The organism is Micromonospora sp. ATLC20, assembly GCF_057196585.1.
The window spans coordinates 1-18,516 of record NZ_JBXUOV010000030.1; the positions used below are offsets into that span (position 1 = coordinate 1).

Annotated in this window: 19 protein-coding genes; 12 read left to right on the plus strand and 7 right to left on the minus strand. The window is 72.4% G+C overall.

The annotated features are described in order from the left end of the window. Nucleotides 1-227: 227 nt before the first annotated feature. Both AC2CHG_RS09560 and AC2CHG_RS09565 read right to left on the minus strand, forming a co-directional pair. Complete coding sequence (locus AC2CHG_RS09560; protein ID WP_209310384.1) at nt 228-803, minus strand: YbjQ family protein; 576 nt, start codon at nt 801-803, stop codon at nt 228-230. A 12-nt stretch (nt 804-815) separates the two neighbouring features. Beyond that, entirely contained in the window at nt 816-1,499 is a 684-nt protein-coding gene (locus AC2CHG_RS09565) for a S1 family peptidase (protein WP_013473438.1), read from the minus strand. 470 nt (nt 1,500-1,969) lie between these two features. Here AC2CHG_RS09565 and purS point away from each other — a divergent pair, with 470 nt between their 5' ends. From purS to AC2CHG_RS09585, 4 genes are all read left to right on the plus strand, one after another. After that, a complete protein-coding gene (purS, locus tag AC2CHG_RS09570) occupies nt 1,970-2,233 on the plus strand; it encodes a phosphoribosylformylglycinamidine synthase subunit PurS (protein ID WP_013473439.1) in 264 nt (87 codons plus the stop codon). Beyond that, complete coding sequence (purQ, locus tag AC2CHG_RS09575) at nt 2,230-2,913, plus strand: phosphoribosylformylglycinamidine synthase subunit PurQ (RefSeq protein ID WP_018785472.1); 684 nt, start codon at nt 2,230-2,232, stop codon at nt 2,911-2,913. The genes purS and purQ overlap by 4 nt, the downstream gene beginning before the upstream one ends. Before the next feature lie 64 nt (nt 2,914-2,977). Further along, nucleotides 2,978-5,689: a phosphoribosylformylglycinamidine synthase subunit PurL gene (gene purL / locus AC2CHG_RS09580; protein ID WP_484524582.1), complete on the plus strand. Its 2,712-nt coding sequence runs from the start codon at nt 2,978-2,980 to the stop codon at nt 5,687-5,689. Between the two features lie 10 nt (nt 5,690-5,699). Further along, a complete protein-coding gene (locus AC2CHG_RS09585) occupies nt 5,700-6,449 on the plus strand; it encodes a 2-phosphosulfolactate phosphatase (protein WP_194802214.1) in 750 nt (249 codons plus the stop codon). Between the two features lie 91 nt (nt 6,450-6,540). Here AC2CHG_RS09585 and AC2CHG_RS09590 read toward each other — a convergent pair whose 3' ends face one another. Continuing rightward, a complete protein-coding gene (locus tag AC2CHG_RS09590) occupies nt 6,541-8,844 on the minus strand; it encodes a carboxypeptidase-like regulatory domain-containing protein (RefSeq protein ID WP_484524583.1) in 2,304 nt (767 codons plus the stop codon). A gap of 160 nt (nt 8,845-9,004) precedes the next feature. Here AC2CHG_RS09590 and AC2CHG_RS09595 point away from each other — a divergent pair, with 160 nt between their 5' ends. From AC2CHG_RS09595 to amcA, 5 genes are all read left to right on the plus strand, one after another. Then, a complete protein-coding gene (locus AC2CHG_RS09595; protein ID WP_262015986.1) occupies nt 9,005-9,358 on the plus strand; it encodes a sterol carrier family protein in 354 nt (117 codons plus the stop codon). 167 nt (nt 9,359-9,525) lie between these two features. Beyond that, nucleotides 9,526-11,043, plus strand: a complete 1,518-nt coding sequence (gene purF, locus AC2CHG_RS09600) for an amidophosphoribosyltransferase (protein ID WP_013283425.1) — start codon at nt 9,526-9,528, stop codon at nt 11,041-11,043. A gap of 57 nt (nt 11,044-11,100) precedes the next feature. Further along, nucleotides 11,101-12,255: a phosphoribosylformylglycinamidine cyclo-ligase gene (purM, locus tag AC2CHG_RS09605; protein WP_135242749.1), complete on the plus strand. Its 1,155-nt coding sequence runs from the start codon at nt 11,101-11,103 to the stop codon at nt 12,253-12,255. Between the two features lie 127 nt (nt 12,256-12,382). Then, a complete protein-coding gene (gene amcB, locus AC2CHG_RS09610) occupies nt 12,383-13,474 on the plus strand; it encodes a cyclophane-forming radical SAM peptide maturase AmcB (protein ID WP_262015992.1) in 1,092 nt (363 codons plus the stop codon). Next, the gene (amcA, locus tag AC2CHG_RS09615) at nt 13,455-13,667 is read left to right on the plus strand and encodes a multiple cyclophane-containing RiPP AmcA (protein WP_135242751.1); all 213 of its coding nucleotides are present in this window, start codon (nt 13,455-13,457) and stop codon (nt 13,665-13,667) included. Before amcB ends, amcA begins: the two co-directional genes overlap by 20 nt. Before the next feature lie 151 nt (nt 13,668-13,818). Here the strand turns inward: amcA and AC2CHG_RS09620 are convergent, their stop codons facing one another. Continuing rightward, nucleotides 13,819-14,034, minus strand: a complete 216-nt coding sequence (locus AC2CHG_RS09620) for a DUF3073 domain-containing protein (protein ID WP_013283429.1) — start codon at nt 14,032-14,034, stop codon at nt 13,819-13,821. A 291-nt stretch (nt 14,035-14,325) separates the two neighbouring features. Further along, nucleotides 14,326-15,408: a Glu/Leu/Phe/Val family dehydrogenase gene (locus AC2CHG_RS09625; protein ID WP_355514082.1), complete on the minus strand. Its 1,083-nt coding sequence runs from the start codon at nt 15,406-15,408 to the stop codon at nt 14,326-14,328. A 175-nt stretch (nt 15,409-15,583) separates the two neighbouring features. On the opposite strand from AC2CHG_RS09625, the gene AC2CHG_RS09630 reads away from it, so the two are divergent. Beyond that, nucleotides 15,584-16,423 carry a DUF8083 family protein gene (locus AC2CHG_RS09630; protein ID WP_135242753.1) on the plus strand — a complete coding sequence of 280 codons (840 nt, stop codon included), beginning with the start codon at nt 15,584-15,586 and terminating at the stop codon, nt 16,421-16,423. A 256-nt stretch (nt 16,424-16,679) separates the two neighbouring features. Beyond that, a complete protein-coding gene (locus tag AC2CHG_RS09635) occupies nt 16,680-16,889 on the plus strand; it encodes a BldC family transcriptional regulator (protein ID WP_007073996.1) in 210 nt (69 codons plus the stop codon). A 76-nt stretch (nt 16,890-16,965) separates the two neighbouring features. On the opposite strand, the gene AC2CHG_RS09640 is transcribed toward AC2CHG_RS09635, so the two are convergent. Then, on the minus strand, nt 16,966-17,343 hold the full coding sequence (locus AC2CHG_RS09640) for a PPOX class F420-dependent oxidoreductase (RefSeq protein ID WP_262015983.1): 378 nt from the start codon (nt 17,341-17,343) through the stop codon (nt 16,966-16,968). Between the two features lie 54 nt (nt 17,344-17,397). Here AC2CHG_RS09640 and AC2CHG_RS09645 point away from each other — a divergent pair, with 54 nt between their 5' ends. Beyond that, nucleotides 17,398-18,174, plus strand: coding sequence for a class I SAM-dependent methyltransferase (locus AC2CHG_RS09645; protein WP_262015982.1), 777 nt, complete (start codon nt 17,398-17,400; stop codon nt 18,172-18,174). Nucleotides 18,175-18,215: 41 nt separating this feature from the next. Here the strand turns inward: AC2CHG_RS09645 and AC2CHG_RS09650 are convergent, their stop codons facing one another. Beyond that, nucleotides 18,216-18,503 carry a hypothetical protein gene (locus tag AC2CHG_RS09650; protein ID WP_043327533.1) on the minus strand — a complete coding sequence of 96 codons (288 nt, stop codon included), beginning with the start codon at nt 18,501-18,503 and terminating at the stop codon, nt 18,216-18,218. Nucleotides 18,504-18,516: the final 13 nt, after the last annotated feature.

Here is an 18,516-nt window from a genome sequence, read left to right on the forward strand (position 1 = left end):
GCCTCAAGCGCTACATCGTCCGCGAGGTCCACACCGCCCTCCTCGCTGACTTCACCACCCTCAACACCCCTTGACTTCTATAGGAGCATCCCCTTCTTCCGGTCGATCATGAAGTTGGCGGCACTCAAGGAGATCATTCCTGCCGTCAACTTCATGATCGACGCGGCAGAGAGGGCGGGCAGAGGCGGCAGGCAGAGGGGGCGGGCAGAGAGGGCGGGCAGCGGGGGTCAGGGGCCGGTGGGGGTTTCGGCGGCGGAGCTCAGGTTGGGGGCGGACGCCGGTTCGGCGATACCGCCTGGGGCGGAGGCGATCTCCGGGTCGTGGGCGGTCTCGGCCGCGATCGCCGGCTGGTCCGGCGGCATGACGTCCGGCATCTTCGGCGCGACGATCACCGCCGTGCCATACGCACAGATCTCCATCCACATCTCGCCGCAGTCCCGGCTGTCGAAGCGCATGCCGATCACCGCGTTCGCGCCCAGGCGGCGCGCCTCCTCGCCGAGGCGGGCCACCGAGTCGGTACGCCACCGGGTCAGGTTGTCCGGCGCCATCGGGTCGTAGGCGCCACCGCGCAGGTTCTTGACCCCCTCGCGGTACGGGTTGCGGGTCCTCGCCATCGAGGAGACCACTTCGCCGAGGATCTGGCGGATCTCGTAGCCGGGCAGTTGATCCGTCGTCACGACCAGCACACTTCCGATGCTGTCAGTCCTCGGCCGGGTGGTTCGCGAGCCGTGTTCAGCTGATCGGATGCTGAAAAACGGCGCGGCGCGGACGGTCGGGCCGCACCCGACCGATCCGCGCCGCATCGGCATCAACCGTCAGACACCGGCCGTCGAGGTGATCCAGGCCCGGTTGTACGCAACACTGCCGTAGTTCTGGATGCTCTGGCCGTCGGCGGTGGAGGCGACGCCGACCTGCCGGCCGTTGTAGAACTGCGGGCCGCCCGAGTCGCCCCGCCACGCGTTGCCGTTGACCCGGGTGCTCCGGATCGCCTGGCCGCCGTACGCGTCGGTGACGCTGGTGCTGGTCACCCGTACGCTCGCGGTCTTGAGCTGGGGCGACGCGCCGCAGCCGCTGTAGCAGGTCATGCCCCAGCCGTAGATCGTGTTCGTCGAGCCGACCGGCGGGTTGCTGCTGGCGAGCGAGACGGCGGAGGTGCTGACCGTGCTGGACAGGCGCAGCAGGGCCAGGTCGTAGCGGGTGTAGGAGGCGCTCACGGTGCGGGTCACGCCGCCCGAGGCGTAGTAGACGCTGCCGACCCGGACGGACATGGTGCCGCTGACGCAGTGCCGGGCGGTGAGCACCCACTGGGGCGCGATCACGCTGCCGGAGCAGGTGAACGAGCCGTTGCTGAAGACGGCGGCGGCCCACGGCGCGGACGAGACGGTGCCGCCGCCGATGATCGGCTGGGGGCCGGCCGGCGCGGCGGTGGCGCCGGAGGCGGTGGCCAGGACGCCGGCCAGCGCGGTGGTCAGCACGGCGAGCAGGGGACGGAGGCGCATGTCGGGGCTCCTTCTGCGCGGACGCCCGGGGTTGCCGGGCAGGGGGTGACACCCGCCGGGTGGGGTGGGCCGGCGAGGGACATCGATCTCACTCATCGACATCTGACGATGCATGCTACGGCCGCGACACCCTCTGTCACAAGGTGCGGATCGAATCACACCGATGGCGTGACGCGCGCCGCGTGCCGTGCGGGGGTGCTGTCGGATACCGGTCCAAGGTGGGGTGTTTCGCGGCAGAATGCCTGCTGGGAGGCGTTGTCGAAGGGCGCCGGCGAGCACGCAGCGCAACGAATTCGCATCGACGCCGCAACGAACGGGCAACGGTGCCCGTCCGGTGCCGCCGGCGGGGCCGATCAGTGCCGGAACTGCCCCCGGCCGGTGCGGGCCGGGCGGTATCTGCCAGGTAGGCTGGCTGCGCTCGCCCGATTGTTGGGCCGGCACCCAACTGCGTACACAGTCAGGAGTGCCCAGTGCCTCGCGTCGTAGTCGACGTCATGCTCAAGCCCGAGATCCTCGATCCGCAGGGCCAGGCCGTCGCAAACGCGCTGCCCCGCCTCGGCGTCAGTGACGTCGCCTCGGTTCGGATCGGCAGGCGGATCGAGATCGAGTTCACCGGCGAACCGGACCTGGACCGGGCCCGGGAGATCGCCGACAAGCTGCTGGCCAACCCGGTCATCGAGGACTTCACCGTCCGCGTGGTCACCGCCGACGAGACCGCGGGCGCGCAGTCGTGACCGCCCGGGTCGGTGTGGTCACCTTCCCCGGCTCGCTCGACGACGGGGACGCGGCCCGGGCCGTACGGATCGCCGGCGCCGAGGCGGTCCGGCTCTGGCACGGCGACCCGGACCTGCACGGGGTGGACGCTGTCGTCCTGCCCGGCGGCTTCTCCTACGGCGACTACCTGCGCTGCGGCGCCATCGCCCGGTTCGCCCCGGTGATGGAGACGATCGTCCAGGCCGCGCGCGGTGGCCTGCCGGTGCTCGGCATCTGCAACGGCTTCCAGATCCTCTGCGAGGCCCATCTGTTGCCCGGTGCGCTCACCCGCAACCAGCACCTGCACTTCCGCAACCGGGACCAGGTCCTGCGGATCGAGAGCACCGGCACCGCCTGGACGAACGCGTTCCAGCCGGGCCAGGAGGTGCTCATCCCGGTCAAGAACGGCGAGGGCTGCTACGTCGCCGACCCCGCGACGCTCGACCGGCTGGAGGGCGAGGGCCGCGTCGTCGCCCGCTACGTCGGCGGCAACCCCAACGGATCGCAGCGCGACATCGCGGCGATCACCAACGAGGCCGGCAACGTCGTCGGCATCATGCCGCACCCCGAGCACGCGGTGGAGGCGCTCACCGGCCCCTCCCTGGACGGCCTCGGCTTCTTCACCTCGGTGCTCAAGCATCTGGTGGGAGCGCCGGCGTGATGGTGGCCGGGAACATCGGGCGGCTCACCCGCCGCACCGGCGGCGAGCGCAGCAAGGAGACGTCATGACCACCCATCCGGACCCGGCCCTGCGCGAGGCGCAGGGCGTGGTGCCGCAGGCCGGCCCGAACGACGACTGGGCGCTGGGCGTGGACACCGTTCCCCGGGCCGCCGACTCGCCGGAGGAGCTTCAGCCGTACGCCGAGCTGGGCCTCCGCGACGACGAGTACGACCGGATCCGGCACATCCTCGGCCGCCGTCCGACCCAGGCCGAGCTGGCCATGTACTCGATCATGTGGAGCGAGCACTGCTCCTACAAGTCGAGCAAGGTGCACCTGCGCCAGTTCGGCGAGAAGGCGCCGCCGAGTGACCGGCTGCTCGCCGGCATCGGCGAGAACGCCGGCGTGGTCCGGGTCTCCGACGAGCTGGCGGTGACCTTCAAGGTCGAGTCGCACAACCACCCGAGCTTCGTCGAGCCGTACCAGGGCGCGGCGACCGGCGTCGGCGGCATCGTCCGCGACATCCTCGCCATGGGCGCCCGCCCGGTGGCCGTGATGGACCCGCTGCGCTTCGGCGCGGCCGACCACCCGGACACCGCCCGGGTGCTGCCCGGCGTGGTCGCCGGCGTCGGCGGCTACGGCAACTGCCTGGGCCTGCCCAACATCGGCGGCGAGGTCGTCTTCGACCCCTGCTACCAGGGCAACCCGCTCGTAAACGCGCTCTGCCTGGGCGTGCTGCCGGTCGACCGGCTGCAGAAGAAGGACGCCACCGGCCCCGGCAACATCGTGGTGCTGATGGGCGCCAAGACCGGCCGCGACGGCATCGGCGGCGTGTCGGTGCTCGCCAGCGCCACCTTCGACGAGGGCAGCGAGCAGCGCCGCCCGTCCGTGCAGGTGGGCGACCCCTTCATGGAGAAGCTGCTCATCGAGGCGTGCCTGGAGCTGTACGACGCCGAACTGGTCGTCGGCATCCAGGACCTCGGCGGCGCCGGCCTGACCTGCGCCCTCACCGAGACCGCCGCCTCCGCCGGCACCGGCATGCGGGTCTGGCTGGAGCGCGTGCCGCTGCGCGAGCCGTCGATGGAGCCGCACGAGATCCTGGCCAGCGAGTCCCAGGAGCGGATGCTGCTCGTCGTCTCGCCGGACAAGCTCGACGCCGTGCTGAAGACCGCCGAGAAGTGGGGCGTCTGGGCCACCGCCATCGGCGAGGTCACCGCGCCGTCCGCGGACGGCCAGCCGGGCCGCCTGGTCATCACCTGGCGCGACCAGCTCGTGGTGGACGTGCCGCCGGGCTCGCTCGTCGACGACGGTCCGGTGTACGCCCGGCCGATGCGCGAGCCGGCCGACCTGATCCTGCTCCAGGCCGACCGCGCCGAGACGCTGCCCCGGCCGAGCACCCCGGAGGCGCTCCGGGAGACCGTGCTGCGCATGATCGCGTCGCCGAACCTGGCCGACAAGACCTGGGTGACCGAGCAGTACGACAGGTACGTGCTCGGCAACACCGTGCTCGCCCAGCCGGAGGACTCCGGCGTGATCCGGATCGACGAGCGCAGCGGCCTCGGTGTCGCGCTCTCCGTCGACGGCAACGGCCGGTACGCCCGCCTCGACCCGTACCACGGGACGAAGCTGGCGCTGGCCGAGGCGTACCGGAACGTGGCGGTGACCGGCGCGAAGCCGATCGCGGTGACCAACTGCCTGAACTTCGGCTCGCCGGAGGACCCGGGCGTGATGTGGCAGTTCGCCGAGGCCGTGCGCGGCCTGGCGGACGGCTGCCTGGAGCTGGGCATCCCGGTGACCGGCGGCAACGTCAGCTTCTACAACCAGACCGGCGCCGCCGCCATCCACCCGACCCCTGTGGTCGGTGTGCTGGGCGTGCTCGACGACGTCGCCGACCGGGTGCCGATGGGTTTCGTGCCGCGCCCGGCCGGCGACCACGACCAGCTGTTCCTGCTGGGCGAGACGCACGTCGAGCTGTCCGGCTCGGAGTGGGCCTGGGTGACGCACGAGCACCTGGGCGGCATCCCGCCGCAGGTCGACCTGGCCCGTGAGCGGCAGCTCGCCGAGCTGATGGCCGAGGCGGCCCGGGTCGGGCACCTCAGCTCCGCGCACGACCTGTCCGACGGCGGTCTGGCGCAGAGCCTCGTCGAGTCGGCCCTGCGCCGTGGCGTGGGCGCCCGGGTCGTGGTGCCGGAGCACTTCGCCGGTGGCTCGATGCCGTTCGTGTTCCTGTTCAGCGAGTCCGCCGGCCGCGTGCTGGTGTCGGTGCCGCGCGGCCACGAGAAGGCGTTCACCGCCCTGTGCGCCGAGCGCGGCGTGCCGTGGGAGTTCATCGGCGTCACCGACCCGGCCTCCGGCGCGCTGGAGGTGCACGGCCAGTTCCGGATCGGCCTGGACGAGCTGCGCGAGGCGCACACCGGTACGCTCCCGCGCCTGTTCGGCGCCGCCGAGGCGGCCCGGGTGGAGGTGGAGGCGACCCGTACCGGGACCACCACTGTGCTTCCGGCCACCGCCGAGCAGCCGGTCGGCGTGGACCCGGCCGCTGTCGACGCCGAGCCGATCGCCGAGGCCGGCCGGGACATCCCGGCGGCCGACGCCGCGGCGTCCGCACCCGCCGCCGCGACGGAGCCCGAGGCGCCCGTTGCGGCGTCCGACGAGGCCGAGCCGGCCGACGGTACGGCGACGCCGGCAGTCGACGGAACCCCGGACCGGGACGAGTCGGCGCCCGCCGACGGGTCCGACGGTCCGGCTCCCGGTGAGCCGGCGCCGGGTCAGCGCTGAGGCGCTGGCCTTGGCCGTCTTCGCCCAACCCGGCTCCGGTGCCCGGTTCGACTGGGGACTGACCGGGGCGGCGGAACTCGGCCGGGTCTGTGCCGCCCTGGTGGTGGTGGATGTGTTGTCGTTCACCACCGCCGTGGAGGTGGCGGTGAGCCGCGGCATGCGGGTGCACCCGTTCCCGTGGGGTGAGCAGGCCGCCGACTACGCGCGCCGGGTGGGGGCCGTGGCCGCCGTGGGCCGCCGGAAGACGACTGCGGAGCACCAGTGGTCGCTGTCCCCGGCGGCGCTGCGGGCCGCGCCGGTCGTCGCCGACCTGGTGCTGCCGTCACCGAACGGCTCGGCGATCAGCGCCGCCGCCAGCGCCACCGGAGTGCCGGTGGTCGCGGCGTGCCTGCGTAACGCACCCGCCGTCGGGCGCTGGCTCCTGGCCGAGGGGTACGGCTCGAAGGACGCACCCGTGGGCGTGGTGGCGGCCGGGGAGCGCTGGCCCGACGGGTCGCTCCGGCCGTGCGTGGAGGACCAGCTCGGTGCGGCCTGCGTGCTCGACGCGCTCGCCGGGGTGCCCGGCGGGCTCTCGGTGGAGGCCGCGATGGCGCTCGCCGCGCTGGCGAGCACGCCGGACGTGCCGGCGGCGGTCCGGGGCTGCGTCTCCGGGCGGGAACTCGCCGAGGGCGGCTTCGCCGAGGACGTCACGGTCGCGACCGAGGTGGGCGTCTCCGACGTGGTGCCGGTGCTCCGCCAGGGCTACTTCGCCCCCGCCTGAGCACCGCTTCCGCTCCCGTCCTGCGGGGCCCGCTGACGACTGTGGCCGCCCGCTGTTCGCGGGCGGCCACAGTTCTCACATCTGCTGTCTGTCAGTCGTCCAGCCAGTCGAGGCGTCGTCCGCTCCGGTCCGCCTGACCGTCCGGGCGGGCGCGACCTGCCTGCGCCGGGTCGTTGGGGTAGCCGTTGTCGTAGCCGCCCCCGCGCTGCTGCGGCGGCTCCTGGCCGTAACCGCCCTGCTGGCCGTAGCCACCCTGCGGGGCCTGACCGTAGCCGTCGCCGTACCCGCCGGCCTGCTGGCCGTAGCCGCCGGGCTGGTGACCGCCGTCGTAACCGCCACCGGTGTTGCCGTAGCCGCCGGCCGGCGTGTCGCCGTATCCGCCCTGCTGACGGGTGCTGTCGTAGCCACCTGTCGCGCCGCTGTCGTAACCCCCGGCGCCCTTGTCGTAGCCGCCCTGCGACCGGCTGTCGTAGCCACCGGCGGGGTTGTCGTATCCGCCTGCGGGCGCGTCGCCGTATCCGCCCTGCTGGCGGGTGCTGTCGTAGCCGCCGGCCGGGGCGTCGCCGTAGCCACCGGCGGGGGCGTTGTCGTAGCCGCCGGTCGGCGCGTCGCCGTAGCCGCCGCCGGCCGGGCGACCGCCGCCGTAGGCCGGGGCGTCGCCGTACCCGCCGGCCGGGTTGTCGCCGTAGCCACCGCCCGCGGCGTTGCCGTAGGCGCCGGTCGGCTCGCCGTATCCGCCCTGCGGGCGGGTGCTGTCGTAACCGCCGGTCGCGCCGTTGTCGTAGCCGCCGCCCGACGCGCCGCCGTAGCCACCGGCCGCGCCGTAACCGTCGCCCTGCTCCGGGCCACGGCCGTACGGGGCCGTGCCGGCCTGGTCGTAGCCGCGGTCCTGCTCCGGCTGGTAGGTGCTGGTCGGGTACGGGTCGGCCGCCGGCGCGTACTGCGTGCTGTCACCGGTGTAGCGGCCGGTGGGCTCGTCGAAGCGCTCGTTGCCGTAGCCGCCGCCCTGGGCCGCGTATCCGGCCGCGCCCGCCGCCGCACCTGCCGCGTAGTCCGGGCTGCCGTAGCCGGCACCGGAGGACGGGCCGTTACCGTAGCCGCCGCCCGAGGAGGGCGCGTTGCCGTAGCCGCCCGCGCCGCCGTAACCGGCCTGGCCCGCTGCGTCGTCGCCGTAGCCGTAGCCACCCTGGCCGCCGCCTGCGCCGTACGCCGGGCCGGGCGGCGCGCCGTACGGGTCCGGCGGGACGTCGTCCACGACCGGCCGCTGGAGCATGGTGGGGGCGTCGCTGATCGAGGGGCCGCCGACCATCGTCGCGGCCGGCCCGGCGCCCATCCCGTTCACCACCCGGGTCTGGTCGTCGGTGCCGTGGTAGGCGCCCCGGGCTGCCGGGATCGCACCGGCCCCGCCGGGTCCACCCGGACCGGCCGGCCCACCAGGACCGTCGCCGTCACCGTCGTCGCCCTCGTTCTTGCGACGCATGTAGAGCAGCACGATGGTGCCCACGCCGACGGCGACGAACAGGCCGCCGAGCAGGATGAGCAGCCAGGAGCCGAAGCCGCCGGAGTCCTCGTTCGCGGCCGGCTGCTGCGCGGCGGGCGCCTCGGCCGACGGGGTGTCGGTGGCCTCCTCGTCGAGCGGCTCCTCGGACGGCGGGGCGGACTCACTCGCCGACGGGGTGGCGCTCGGGCTCGCCGACGCCTTCAGCTGGATGCTGAGCCGGACGCCGGTCACCGACTGGCCGGCGTTCGCGTTTATCGACCGGGCGACCGGCGAGGCGCCGTCGGTGGAGGCGCCGAGGTCGATCCGGCCGGGTGCGATCGGGTTGGACTCGGAGCCGCTGAAGCTGAAGTTGCCGTTGCCGCTGGTGTTGGTGCGGCGTTCCTTGCCCGCGCTGTCGCGGAGCATGACGAGGGCGCCCTCGATCGGATCGCCGTCGGCGTTGACCACCTTGCCGGACACCGTCTTGACGGTCTGCGGCTGGTTGGGCGTGGGCGGGGCGGCAGCCCGGACGGTGACGCGCAGTTGACGACCGCCGTCACCAGTTACCGTGATTCTCGCCTGCGAACCGTTCGCGGCCGGCGCGTTGGGGGCTGCCGACAGGCTGAGGCTCACTGCCTTCGTCTGCTGGCCGCCGAAGTCGATAGGGCCGCAATTTCCGCAGGTGACCCCGTCTGGCAGACCGGTCACGTCGATGTCGGCAGACGTCTCGTCCGCGCCGAGGCGGACGAGCACGTTGACACTGCTACTCCGACCAGCGTCGATGGTGACCGAGTTGTCCGCCGTGATGATGTTGGCTGCGAGGGCGGGGGTTGCGGGGACGGTGAGCAGGGCGCCGAAGACCAGCGCTACGACCACACCGGCCCGCTGCTTCCAGGCACGTCGGTGTGTTGACACGTCCACCGCCTTCCGGGTCTGATCGCCCCGCCGGCCGTTCGGCCGAGGTTGATCACTCACGGTACGAATAACGCCGTCGGCAACTATGCCTTGTCTGACCGGATCATCTCTACCCAGGGCCGCCGTCGGGCGGCCTTCTGCCGGGTCGTATCGTCCCGTCGTGTCCTCTCCGCACGCTTATTCCGAAGCGGTACTCGCCGCCCTGGCGGCGCTGGACGAGGGGCGTACGCCCGAACGGCCGGTACTCCGGGAGGCGGTCCGGACCCTCTTGGCTGCCCTCGCGGATCGCGCCCCCGGCCGATCGGTGGAGGTGCGCGTCCCACCCTACGGTGCGGTGCAGTGCGTGAGTGGTCCACGACACACCCGCGGTACGCCGCCGAACGTGGTGGAGATGGATCCGGCGACCTGGCTGGCAGTCGCCACCGGACGCCGGGGGTGGGCGGAAACGGTCACTGAGGGTCGCATCCGGGTTTCCGGAAACCGGGCTGACCTCTCCCCGTACCTCCCGATTTGAACGCCGGCCAGCGGAAACCCTGCTCACGCTGAGCGTAGACTCCGTGACTGTCGGTGTCGACTGCTGGTCGCGTACACTGAGATCCGACGACGGTCCCGGCCCATGCGTGCGGAGCTGCCCCCTGACTCCGCCAGGCCAGTCCAGACCCCACTGCGAGGGAGCGGCAGGTGCCCCGAGGCGATGGCCGGCTGAGCCACGACCTTGACCCCCAGCGACCCGGCCCACAGGACGCGTGTGGCGTCTTCGGCGTCTGGGCGCCGGGTGAAGAGGTCGCCAACCTCACCTACTTCGGGCTCTACGCCCTCCAGCACCGCGGTCAGGAGGCCGCGGGCATCGCGGTGAGTGACGGCTCCGGCGTCGTGGTCTACAAGGACCTCGGCCTGGTCGCCCAGGTGTTCGACGAGCCGACGCTGGCGAGCCTGCGCGGGCACGTCGCGATCGGGCACGCGCGCTACTCCACCACCGGCGGCTCGACCTGGGAGAACGCCCAGCCGACCATCCGCGCCACGACCGCCGGCACCACCATCGCGCTGGCGCACAACGGCAACCTGGTCAACACCGCCGAGTTGCAGCGCGAGGCCGCCGTGCGGGGGCTCGACTCGGACGGCTCGACGAACGACACCTCGCTGGTCACCATGCTGCTGGCGAGCCGGCCCGACCTGTCGGTCGAGGCGGCCGCGCTGGAGGTGCTGCCGCAGCTGCGCGGCGCGTTCAGCTTCGTCTTCATGGACGAGTCGACGCTCTACGCGGCGCGTGACGCGCACGGCGTACGCCCGCTGGTGCTCGGCCGGCTCGAACGCGGCTGGGTGGTGGCGAGCGAGACCGCCGCGCTGGACATCGTCGGCGCGAGCGTGGTCCGCGAGGTCGAGCCGGGCGAGCTGATCGCCATCGACGAGAACGGGCTGCGGTCCAGCCGGTTCGCCTCGCCCGAGCCCAAGGGCTGCCTCTTCGAGTACGTGTACATCGCCCGGCCGGACGCCACCATCGCCGGCCGCAACGTGCACGCCGCGCGGGTGCAGATCGGCCGCCAGCTCGCCAAGGAGCACCCGGTCGAGGCCGACCTGGTGATCCCGGTGCCGGAGTCCGGCACGCCGGCCGCGATCGGCTACGCCGAGGAATCCGGCATCACCTACGGCCAGGGCCTGATGAAGAACCCGTACGTCGGGCGCACGTTCATCCAGCCCTCGCAGACGCTGCGCGCGCTCGGAGTCCGGCTGAAGCTGAACCCGCTGCGGCAGAACGTCCGCGGCAAGCGCCTGGTCGTGGTGGACGACTCGATCGTGCGGGGCACCACCCAGCGGGCGATCGTCCGGCTGCTGCGCGAGGCGGGCGCGCTGGAGGTCCACGTCCGGATCTCCTCGCCGCCGGTGAGCTGGCCCTGCTTCTACGGCATCGACTTCGCCACCCGCGCCGAGCTGCTCGCGAACGGGCTCGACAACGACGGCATCCGGCGGTCCATCGGCGCCGACTCGCTCGGTTACGTATCGCTGCCCGGTCTCATCGCCGCGACCGAGCAGCCGAAGAGCCGGCTCTGCCGGGCGTGCTTCGATGGGGAGTACCCGATCGAACTGCCGGCCGGGAACCTGATCGGCAAGCACGTGCTCGAAGGAGTGGGACGCCGGGTCGCCGCCGAGGCGGCCGGGCCGACCGGTCCGCTCGTCGCCACACCGACCCATCACCCGTAGCACCACCGACGCGGGTCCGGCCGCTCCGGGCTCGCGGGAACCACAAAGGGGAGAACCGTGACGCACGTGTCCGAGCGCAGCGGCGCAGGATCCAGCCCGACGGGCGCCGGCGGCGACCGCCAGCCCTGGTCGGCGGGGTCCAGCCGGACGCAGCGCAAACGCTCGGTCTCGTACGCCGACGCCGGGGTGTCGATCGAGGCGGGCGACCGCGCTGTCGAGCTGCTCAAGTCCAAGGTCAAGGAGACCCGGCGTCCCGAGGTCATGGGTGACTTGGGCGGCTTCGCCGGCCTGTTCCGGCTGGACACGAAGAAGTACAAGAACCCGATCCTGGCGTCCTCGACCGACGGCGTGGGCACCAAGCTGGTGATCGCCCAGCAGCTCGACATCCACGACACGGTCGGCATCGACCTGGTCGCGATGGTCGTCGACGACCTGGTGGCCTGCGGCGCCGAGCCGCTGTTCCTGCTCGACTACATCGCCACCGGTGAGGTCGTGCCGGACAAGGTCGCCGAGATCGGCGCCGGCATCGCGGACGGCTGCCGGTACGCCGGCTGCGCGCTGCTTGGTGGCGAGACCGCCGAGCACCCGGGCGTGCTGCGCCCCGACGAGTACGACATCTCGGCCACCGGCGTCGGCGTGGTGGAGGAGAGCGAGATCCTCAGCCCGGACCGGGTCGAGGTGGGCGACGTGGTGATCGCCATGCGCTCGTCCGGCCTGCACTCCAACGGCTACTCCCTGGTCCGGCACGTGCTGCTCGGCGCCGGCCGGATGCGGCTGGACGTGGTGATCGACGACTTCGGCCGTCAGCGGACGCTGGGCGAGGAACTGCTCACCCCGACCAAGATCTACGCCCAGGACTGCCTCAAGCTGATCGCCGAGGCCGAGGTGCGGGCGCTGGCCCACGTCACCGGCGGCGGCATCCCCGGCAACCTGGTCCGGGTGCTGCCCGAGCACGTCGACGCCGTGGTGAACCGCTCCACCTGGAAGCCGCAGCCGATCTTCGACTTGATCCAGTCCAAGGGCCGGATCGAGGACCCGGAGATGGAGGCCACGTTCAACATGGGCGTCGGCATGTTCGCGATCGTCTCCGCCGAGGACGCCGACCGCGCGCTGGCCACCCTGACCGGCCGGGGCGTGGACGCCTGGCAGGCCGGCGAGATCATCGAGGGGTCCGGCAACGTGCAGATGGTCGGACAGCACACCCGAGGCTGATCACCCTGCGCCGATCGGCCGGGCACTTTATCGGGGGTTCACCCGAGCGGTCGCCGCGGCCTAGCCTGGAGGTTCGGTTTTCAGGCAGGCGGGGGAGGTGCTGATGGCTGCGCGCACACCCGAAGGGATGCGGGGCATCGCCGCCGTCCCGTCGTACGTGGTGATGCAGCCGACGACGCTGTGCAACCTCGACTGCGCCTACTGCTACCTGCCCTTCCGGGCGGTCGACAGGCGGATGCCGGTGGCGGTCGCCGAGGCGGTGGCGGCGTCGGTGAACCCGTGGGCGGCGGGCGGTCGCTTCTCCGTGGTCTGGCACGGGGGCGAGCCGCTCGCGGCCGGCCGGGAGCACCTGGCCGCGCTGCTGGCGCCGTTCGGGCCGGACGTCGAGCACCACGTGCAGACGAACGCCACGCTGATCGACGACGCGTGGTGCGCGTTCTTCGCCGAACACCGGGTGCGGGTCAGCGTCAGCGTGGACGGGCCGCGGGCGCGCAACGGCGAGCGGGTCACCCGGGGCGGGCGGCCCGCGTACGACCGGATCGTGGCGGGTGTGGCGGCGCTGCGCCGCCACGGCCTGCCGTTCTCGGCGCTCGCGGTGGTGTCGCGGCCGGAGCCGGGCCTGGCGACCGAGCTGTACGACTACTTCCTCGACCTGGGCTGCGACGTGCTCGGCGTCAACATCGAGGAGACCGAGGGCGTCAACACCCGGACGAACGCGCGCGACGAGGGCGCGGTCACCGGGTTCTGGGCCGAGCTGGTGGCGGCCTGGCGCCGGGATCCCCGGATCCACCTGCGTGAGGTGGAGTGGTCGCTGCGGTACGCGGGCGCGGTCCTGGCCGGCACCGCCGACGACCTGTTGCCCCGGAGCCTCGACCCGATCCCGACGGTCGGGCACGACGGTTCGGTGGTGGTGCTCTCGCCGGAGCTGGCCGGCTTCACCGACCCCCGGTACGGCGACTTCGCCAGCGGGAACGTGCTCACCACGCCGCTGGGGGACATCCTCGCCGGCGCGGCCGGTACACCGTGGGTGGGCGAGTTCCTCGCCGGCGTTGAGGCGTGCCGGGCGTCCTGCCCGTACTTCGGGTTCTGCGGCGGTGGGCACGCCGCCAACCGTTACTTCGAGCTGGGGCGTTTCGACGGTACGGAGACCGAGCACTGCCGTAACAGCAAGATCCGCCTACTGGAGGGAGTGTTGGAGCATGCCCGAGACCATCAGTGACACCGACCGGGAGGCGGTCGCCGACCGGGTGCGGGACGCCGCTGCGGGGCTTACCGCTCTGCTCCACGAGGCGGAGGCGGCGCGGCTGCTGCGGGCGGAGGTGTCGGGTGGTGACGGCGCCGACGCGGTCTGCGCGTGGAACCACTTCGAGAACATCCCGACGTTCTACAACTGGAACAACCGGCCGCGCTGAGGGGACGGTTCCGCGATCAAGGACCTGCCGGCGCGTCGGAGCGGGGCGCCCCGGAGCGCCGGCAGGTCCCTGATCGTCGGTCGTACGCCGGCTCAGCAGAGCACATGCGTGAGCACGCGGGGGTTACCGCGTGCTCAGATGTGACCGGAGGTCAGCGGGTCGGACGAGCCCAGGTGTCCGGGTCGTCGTCCGCGTGGTCCTCGTCATCGTCGTCGACATACTCTTTGTAGTCGTCGTCGAAGTTGTGCTCAGACTTTCCACTACCCGCCAGTTCGCGCTGCAAGGCGGTTAGGTCGGTGTTCGGGGAGTGGTACTTCAACTCCCGGGCCACCTTCGTCTGCTTGGCCTTAGCACGGCCGCGCCCCATGGCTCGACCCCCTCGCACAGAATGCGGGGCAGCCCGAAGGCGGGCCCCGATGACGTCAGGCATCTCTCGTGGCTCTTACGGTACATGGGGATGCCATCGTTCGGCACCTCGGGTCACCGTCGACCGGACCTGCGCGTCGCGGTGGTCCAGCTGTCACAAAGTGTACCGGGTAAGGGGTAAGCCCCGGGGCTGGCCGTGACACCGGACATACCGGTACGAACAAGCCCGAGGATCAGCTTAACGCGCACCGCCTCCGGGGGAGGAGCGTCGCCCCGCCCCCGGAGGTGAGCTTCACCGCAGATGGATCGTCCGCAGCCGGCCGACGTCGGCCATCCGCCGCTCGGCGAGCCGGTCCGCGGCGACCGCCGGCGGCACGCCCTCGTCGTCGGCGAGCTGGAGGATCTGCCGGGTCGTGTCGAAGATCCGGGTCGCGCGCAGCTTGGCGCGGTCGAAGTTGAAGCCCTCGATCTCGTCGGCCACCTGGATCACGCCGCCGGCGTTGACCACGTAGTCCGGCGTGTAGAGGATGCCCCGGTCGGCGAGCACCTTCTCGATGCCCGGGTGGGCGAGCTGGTTGTTCGCCGCCCCGGTGACCACCTTCGCCCGCAGCACCGGCACGGTGTCGTCGTTCAGCGCGCCGCCGAGCGCGCACGGGGCGTACACGTCGATGTCGGAGGCGACGAGCGCCGCGGTGTCGTCGACCAGGGTGACCTGCGGGTGGGTGGTGCGCGCCCACTCCAGGGCGCGCGGGCTGACGTCGGTCGCCACGACCTCGGCGCCGTCGTCGAGCAGGTGGGCGGTCAGGTACTTGCCGACCTTGCCCAGCCCGGCCACGCCGACCCGGCGGCCCGCGAGCGTCGGGCTGCCCCAGACGTGCTCGGCAGCGGCCCGCATGCCCTGGAACACGCCCCAGGCGGTGAGGATCGAGGAGTCGCCCGCGCCGCCGTGCTCCACGCTGCGGCCGGTCACGTAGCGGGTCTCCCGGGCGATCACGTCCATGTCCGCCACGTAGGTGCCCACGTCGCAGGCGGTGTAGTAGCGGCCGTTGAGCGACTCGACGAAGCGGCCGTACGCGCGCAGCAGCGCCTCGCTCTTGATCTGGTCGGGGTCACCCCAGATGACCGCCTTGCCGCCACCGAGGTCGAGGTTCGCCAGGGCGTTCTTGTAGGCCATGCCGCGCGAGAGGTCGAGCACGTCGGCGAGGGCCTCGTCCTCGCTGGCGTACGGGTAGAACCGGGTGCCGCCGAGCGCGGGGCCCAGCGCGGTCGAGTAGATCCCGATGATCGCCTTCAGGCCGGACTGCTTGTCCTGGCAGAACACGACCTGCTCATGCCCCGTGGAGACGGGGTCGTCGGTACTGGCGAATACGCCCATGGCTGACTCCTGTGTCGGTGTGCGCCCTTGTGGGGCGCGGAACCCGGGTGGCACGCCGGCGGGATGCTGCCGGTGTCGTTGAGCCTAATATCGGCCCGAACCGTACTGTCGCGCATGTCACGCCACGGGCCCGAGGGCGGCGACGGGCGGTCCCGTCTCGTGGGAGGATCGCGCCGTGCCGTCGCTCTTCGCTTCATACCTGCGCGTGTACGAGCCGCTCACCGCCTTCGACCGGGATCGGCAGTCGTACTGGCGCCGGTACGTCAGCGAGGGCCGTGCGATAGCTCCGCTGGAGGGGCCGGTACGGCAGCGGACCGCGGTGATCGAGGCGCTCGGCGCCGGCTGGACCCGGTTGCCCGACCTGCCCGACGAGGCGTACGTCCTGGAGTCCGACGACGCGCTGCTGGTCTGTCCGTGGAACCTGCGTATCCGGGTCGCCGAGGCGGCGCTGAGCGCCCGCGACGGCGTGCCCTCGGTGCTCGCCGACGCGTTCGTGCCGCCGGTGCTCGCCGGGCAGGCCAAGGCCGTGGTGGAGGACTGGCGCAGCGGCGCCCGGGTGCTGGAGCACGGGGTGCCCCGGGTGCACGAGCAGATCGCCACCTGGGGCGTGCCGCTGCGCTGGTTCGTGCTGTTCGAGGCCGGCGAGCGGCACCTGGTCACCGATCCGGGGCGGCGGGCGCTGCGCTACCGCACCGAGATCTCGAAGGCGCGCCGCCGGGCGTCCCGCGCGCTGTCGGTGCTGCGCAAGTCGATCGGCGAGGCGCCGATCACCGAGGCGGTCGAGGAGGCGGCCCGGTGGCTGGAGGAGTTCCACCCGCGCTCGGTGGTCGAGCTGGACTACGGCGGACTGGTGCAGCTGCTGCCGGACGAGACGCTCGAAGCCGACGACTCGACCGATCTGGTGGCCGCCGGACTGTCCGGACTGGGCCGGGGCGAGGCCGAGGAGGCGTCCGCCGCGTACGACAAACTGGTCGCCCGCTGGCGCGCGGTGCAGCTGCTCGAACGGTGCAACTGACGCCCGGTTTGCCCTGCTAAGTGGCCTTGGACACGAGAGTGTCTCGTAACTGATGCGTCACGAACCGTGATCATGAGTCCGAATAAGGTACTTTCTGCGGCATAAAAGTCGTAAAAATCGGGCATGGTTCATCCGTCCGTCTAGGGACCTTCAGCCGTTCGGCCCATGTCGGACATCGGGGACTAGCCGGACCATGGGAGACGCGTCGGCCGGCGGGACCCCGGCCGATGTCTATACATGTGGAGGAGTGACCCCGATGGCATCGCGAACGCACGAACCTGAGCCGCTACTCACACCGGCCGAGGTGGCGTCGATGTTCCGTGTCGACCCGAAAACGGTGACCCGGTGGGCCAAGGCTGGCAAGCTCAGCGCCATCCGGACCCTCGGCGGTCACCGCCGCTACCGCGAGTCGGAGGTTCGGGCCCTGCTGCAGGGACAGATCCCCCAGCAGCGCCAGGGAGACTGACGAACCGGCGTTCTCCGGCGTTCCGATCAAGGGCGGTGCCGTCGCGGCGCCGCCCTTTGTCGCGTCCGGGGGCCGCTCAGTCCAGCACGATCCGCAGCCCCACCGTGCCACGCTCACCCCGGCGCAGCCGGCTACCGAGCAGGCTCAGCCGCCCGATCAGCCGGTACTTCTGCTTGAGCAGCCCTCGCACCCGGTTCGTGCTCTCCGGGTCGGCGATCGTCGCGTGGCCCGGCACCGCCTCACCGTGCGGCCGGCCGCGCACGTCGCACGGCGCCACGGTGACCCGGCCGTCGCGCCGGATGCGCTTCACCTTGCCGGAGTCGGCCACCGTCCACACCGCGAGCCCGTCGCCGTCGCGTACCGCCCACACCGGCGTCGGCACCGCCCGGCCGTCCTTGCGGAACGTGGTGAGCAGGACGTACTTCTCCGCAGCCAGGCGGTCCAGGTCGGTCACGCCGCCAAGGATACGGCGGTCAGGGTGCCGCCGACCGCCGGATAGCGTGCTCTCATGACCGGGGAACCCGAGATCGGCGACGTGTTCGGCGAGATGATCCGCGACGCGTACGCGGTCGCCACCGGGATCGGCCCGCGCCCGATGGCCGGCGGCCGCCTCCCGCGCCCGGTCATCGAGATCATCGAGCGCGACGACGGGCTGATCAACGGCGCGCCCGCCGGGCACTACCTGGACCCGCCGCAGCGGTGGCAGCCGCACGACCACCGGGCCGTGGACCGGGTACGCGGACGCGTGCTCGACGTCGGCGTCGGCGCCGGCCGGATCGCGCTGCACCTCCAGGAGCGCGGCGTGCCGGTCACCGGGCTGGACACGTCGCTCGGCGCGCTGCGGGTCAGCCGGCACCGGGGCGTACGCGACCTGGTGCACGGCACCGTCGACGAGCACGCCGCCGACGGCCACCGGTACGACACGTTCCTGCTGCTCGGCAACAACCTGGGACTGTTCGAGGGGCGGGAACGCGCCCCGGCGATGCTCGCCGCGCTCGCCGCGCTGGCCCGCCCCGGTGCCCGGGTGATCGCCCACGGCACCGACCCGTACGGGACCACCGACCCGGTACACACCGCCTACCACGAGCGCAACCGGCAGCGGGGCCGGATCGGCGGGCAACTGCGGCTGCGGCTGCGCTACCGGCTGCTCGGCACCGACTGGTTCGACTACCTGGTCTGCTCGCCGGAGGAGTTCGCCGAGCTGGTCCACGGTTCACCGTGGCGACTGGCCGACGTGGACGACACCGACCACCCCTACTACCTCGCCACACTGACGCTGCGGTGAGCGGGGGAGCCGCCGGGATCCGGCGGCTCCCCCCGCACCACTCAGACCTGGACGGTGGGGGTGGTCTGCTCCGGGGGCAGCCCGCCGTCGCCGTCGACCACCTCGTCCGGCGTGCCGTCCTCGTCGATGTCCACCATGGTGATGTCCACCTTGCCGTCACCGTCGGTGTCGAACTGGAACAGGTCGGCCTTGCCGTCGCCGTCGGTGTCCACCACCCACACGTCGGTCTTGCCGTCGTTGTTGGTGTCCGCGCGGAGCAGGTCCACCCGCTCGTCGCCGCGGGTCTCGACCGTCTCGGTGTTCTCCGCGCTCTCCGGTGCCTGGCTCATCTCGTTCCTTCCT

Bases quoted from the DNA above. Each gene is read 5' to 3' on its own strand.
- AC2CHG_RS09560 (WP_209310384.1), bottom strand. From the start codon at position 803: ATGCGGCGCGGATCGGTCGGGTGCGGCCCGACCGTCCGCGCCGCGCCG.
- AC2CHG_RS09565 (WP_013473438.1), bottom strand. From the start codon at position 1,499: ATGCGCCTCCGTCCCCTGCTCGCCGTGCTGACCACCGCGCTGGCCGGC.
- purL (WP_484524582.1), top strand. From the start codon at position 2,978: ATGACCACCCATCCGGACCCGGCCCTGCGCGAGGCGCAGGGCGTGGTG.
- amcB (WP_262015992.1), top strand. From the start codon at position 12,383: ATGCGGGGCATCGCCGCCGTCCCGTCGTACGTGGTGATGCAGCCGACG.
- amcA (WP_135242751.1), top strand. From the start codon at position 13,455: ATGCCCGAGACCATCAGTGACACCGACCGGGAGGCGGTCGCCGACCGG.
- AC2CHG_RS09620 (WP_013283429.1), bottom strand. From the start codon at position 14,034: ATGGGGCGCGGCCGTGCTAAGGCCAAGCAGACGAAGGTGGCCCGGGAG.
- AC2CHG_RS09625 (WP_355514082.1), bottom strand. From the start codon at position 15,408: ATGGGCGTATTCGCCAGTACCGACGACCCCGTCTCCACGGGGCATGAG.
- AC2CHG_RS09635 (WP_007073996.1), top strand. From the start codon at position 16,680: ATGGCATCGCGAACGCACGAACCTGAGCCGCTACTCACACCGGCCGAG.
- AC2CHG_RS09645 (WP_262015982.1), top strand. From the start codon at position 17,398: ATGACCGGGGAACCCGAGATCGGCGACGTGTTCGGCGAGATGATCCGC.
- AC2CHG_RS09650 (WP_043327533.1), bottom strand. From the start codon at position 18,503: ATGAGCCAGGCACCGGAGAGCGCGGAGAACACCGAGACGGTCGAGACC.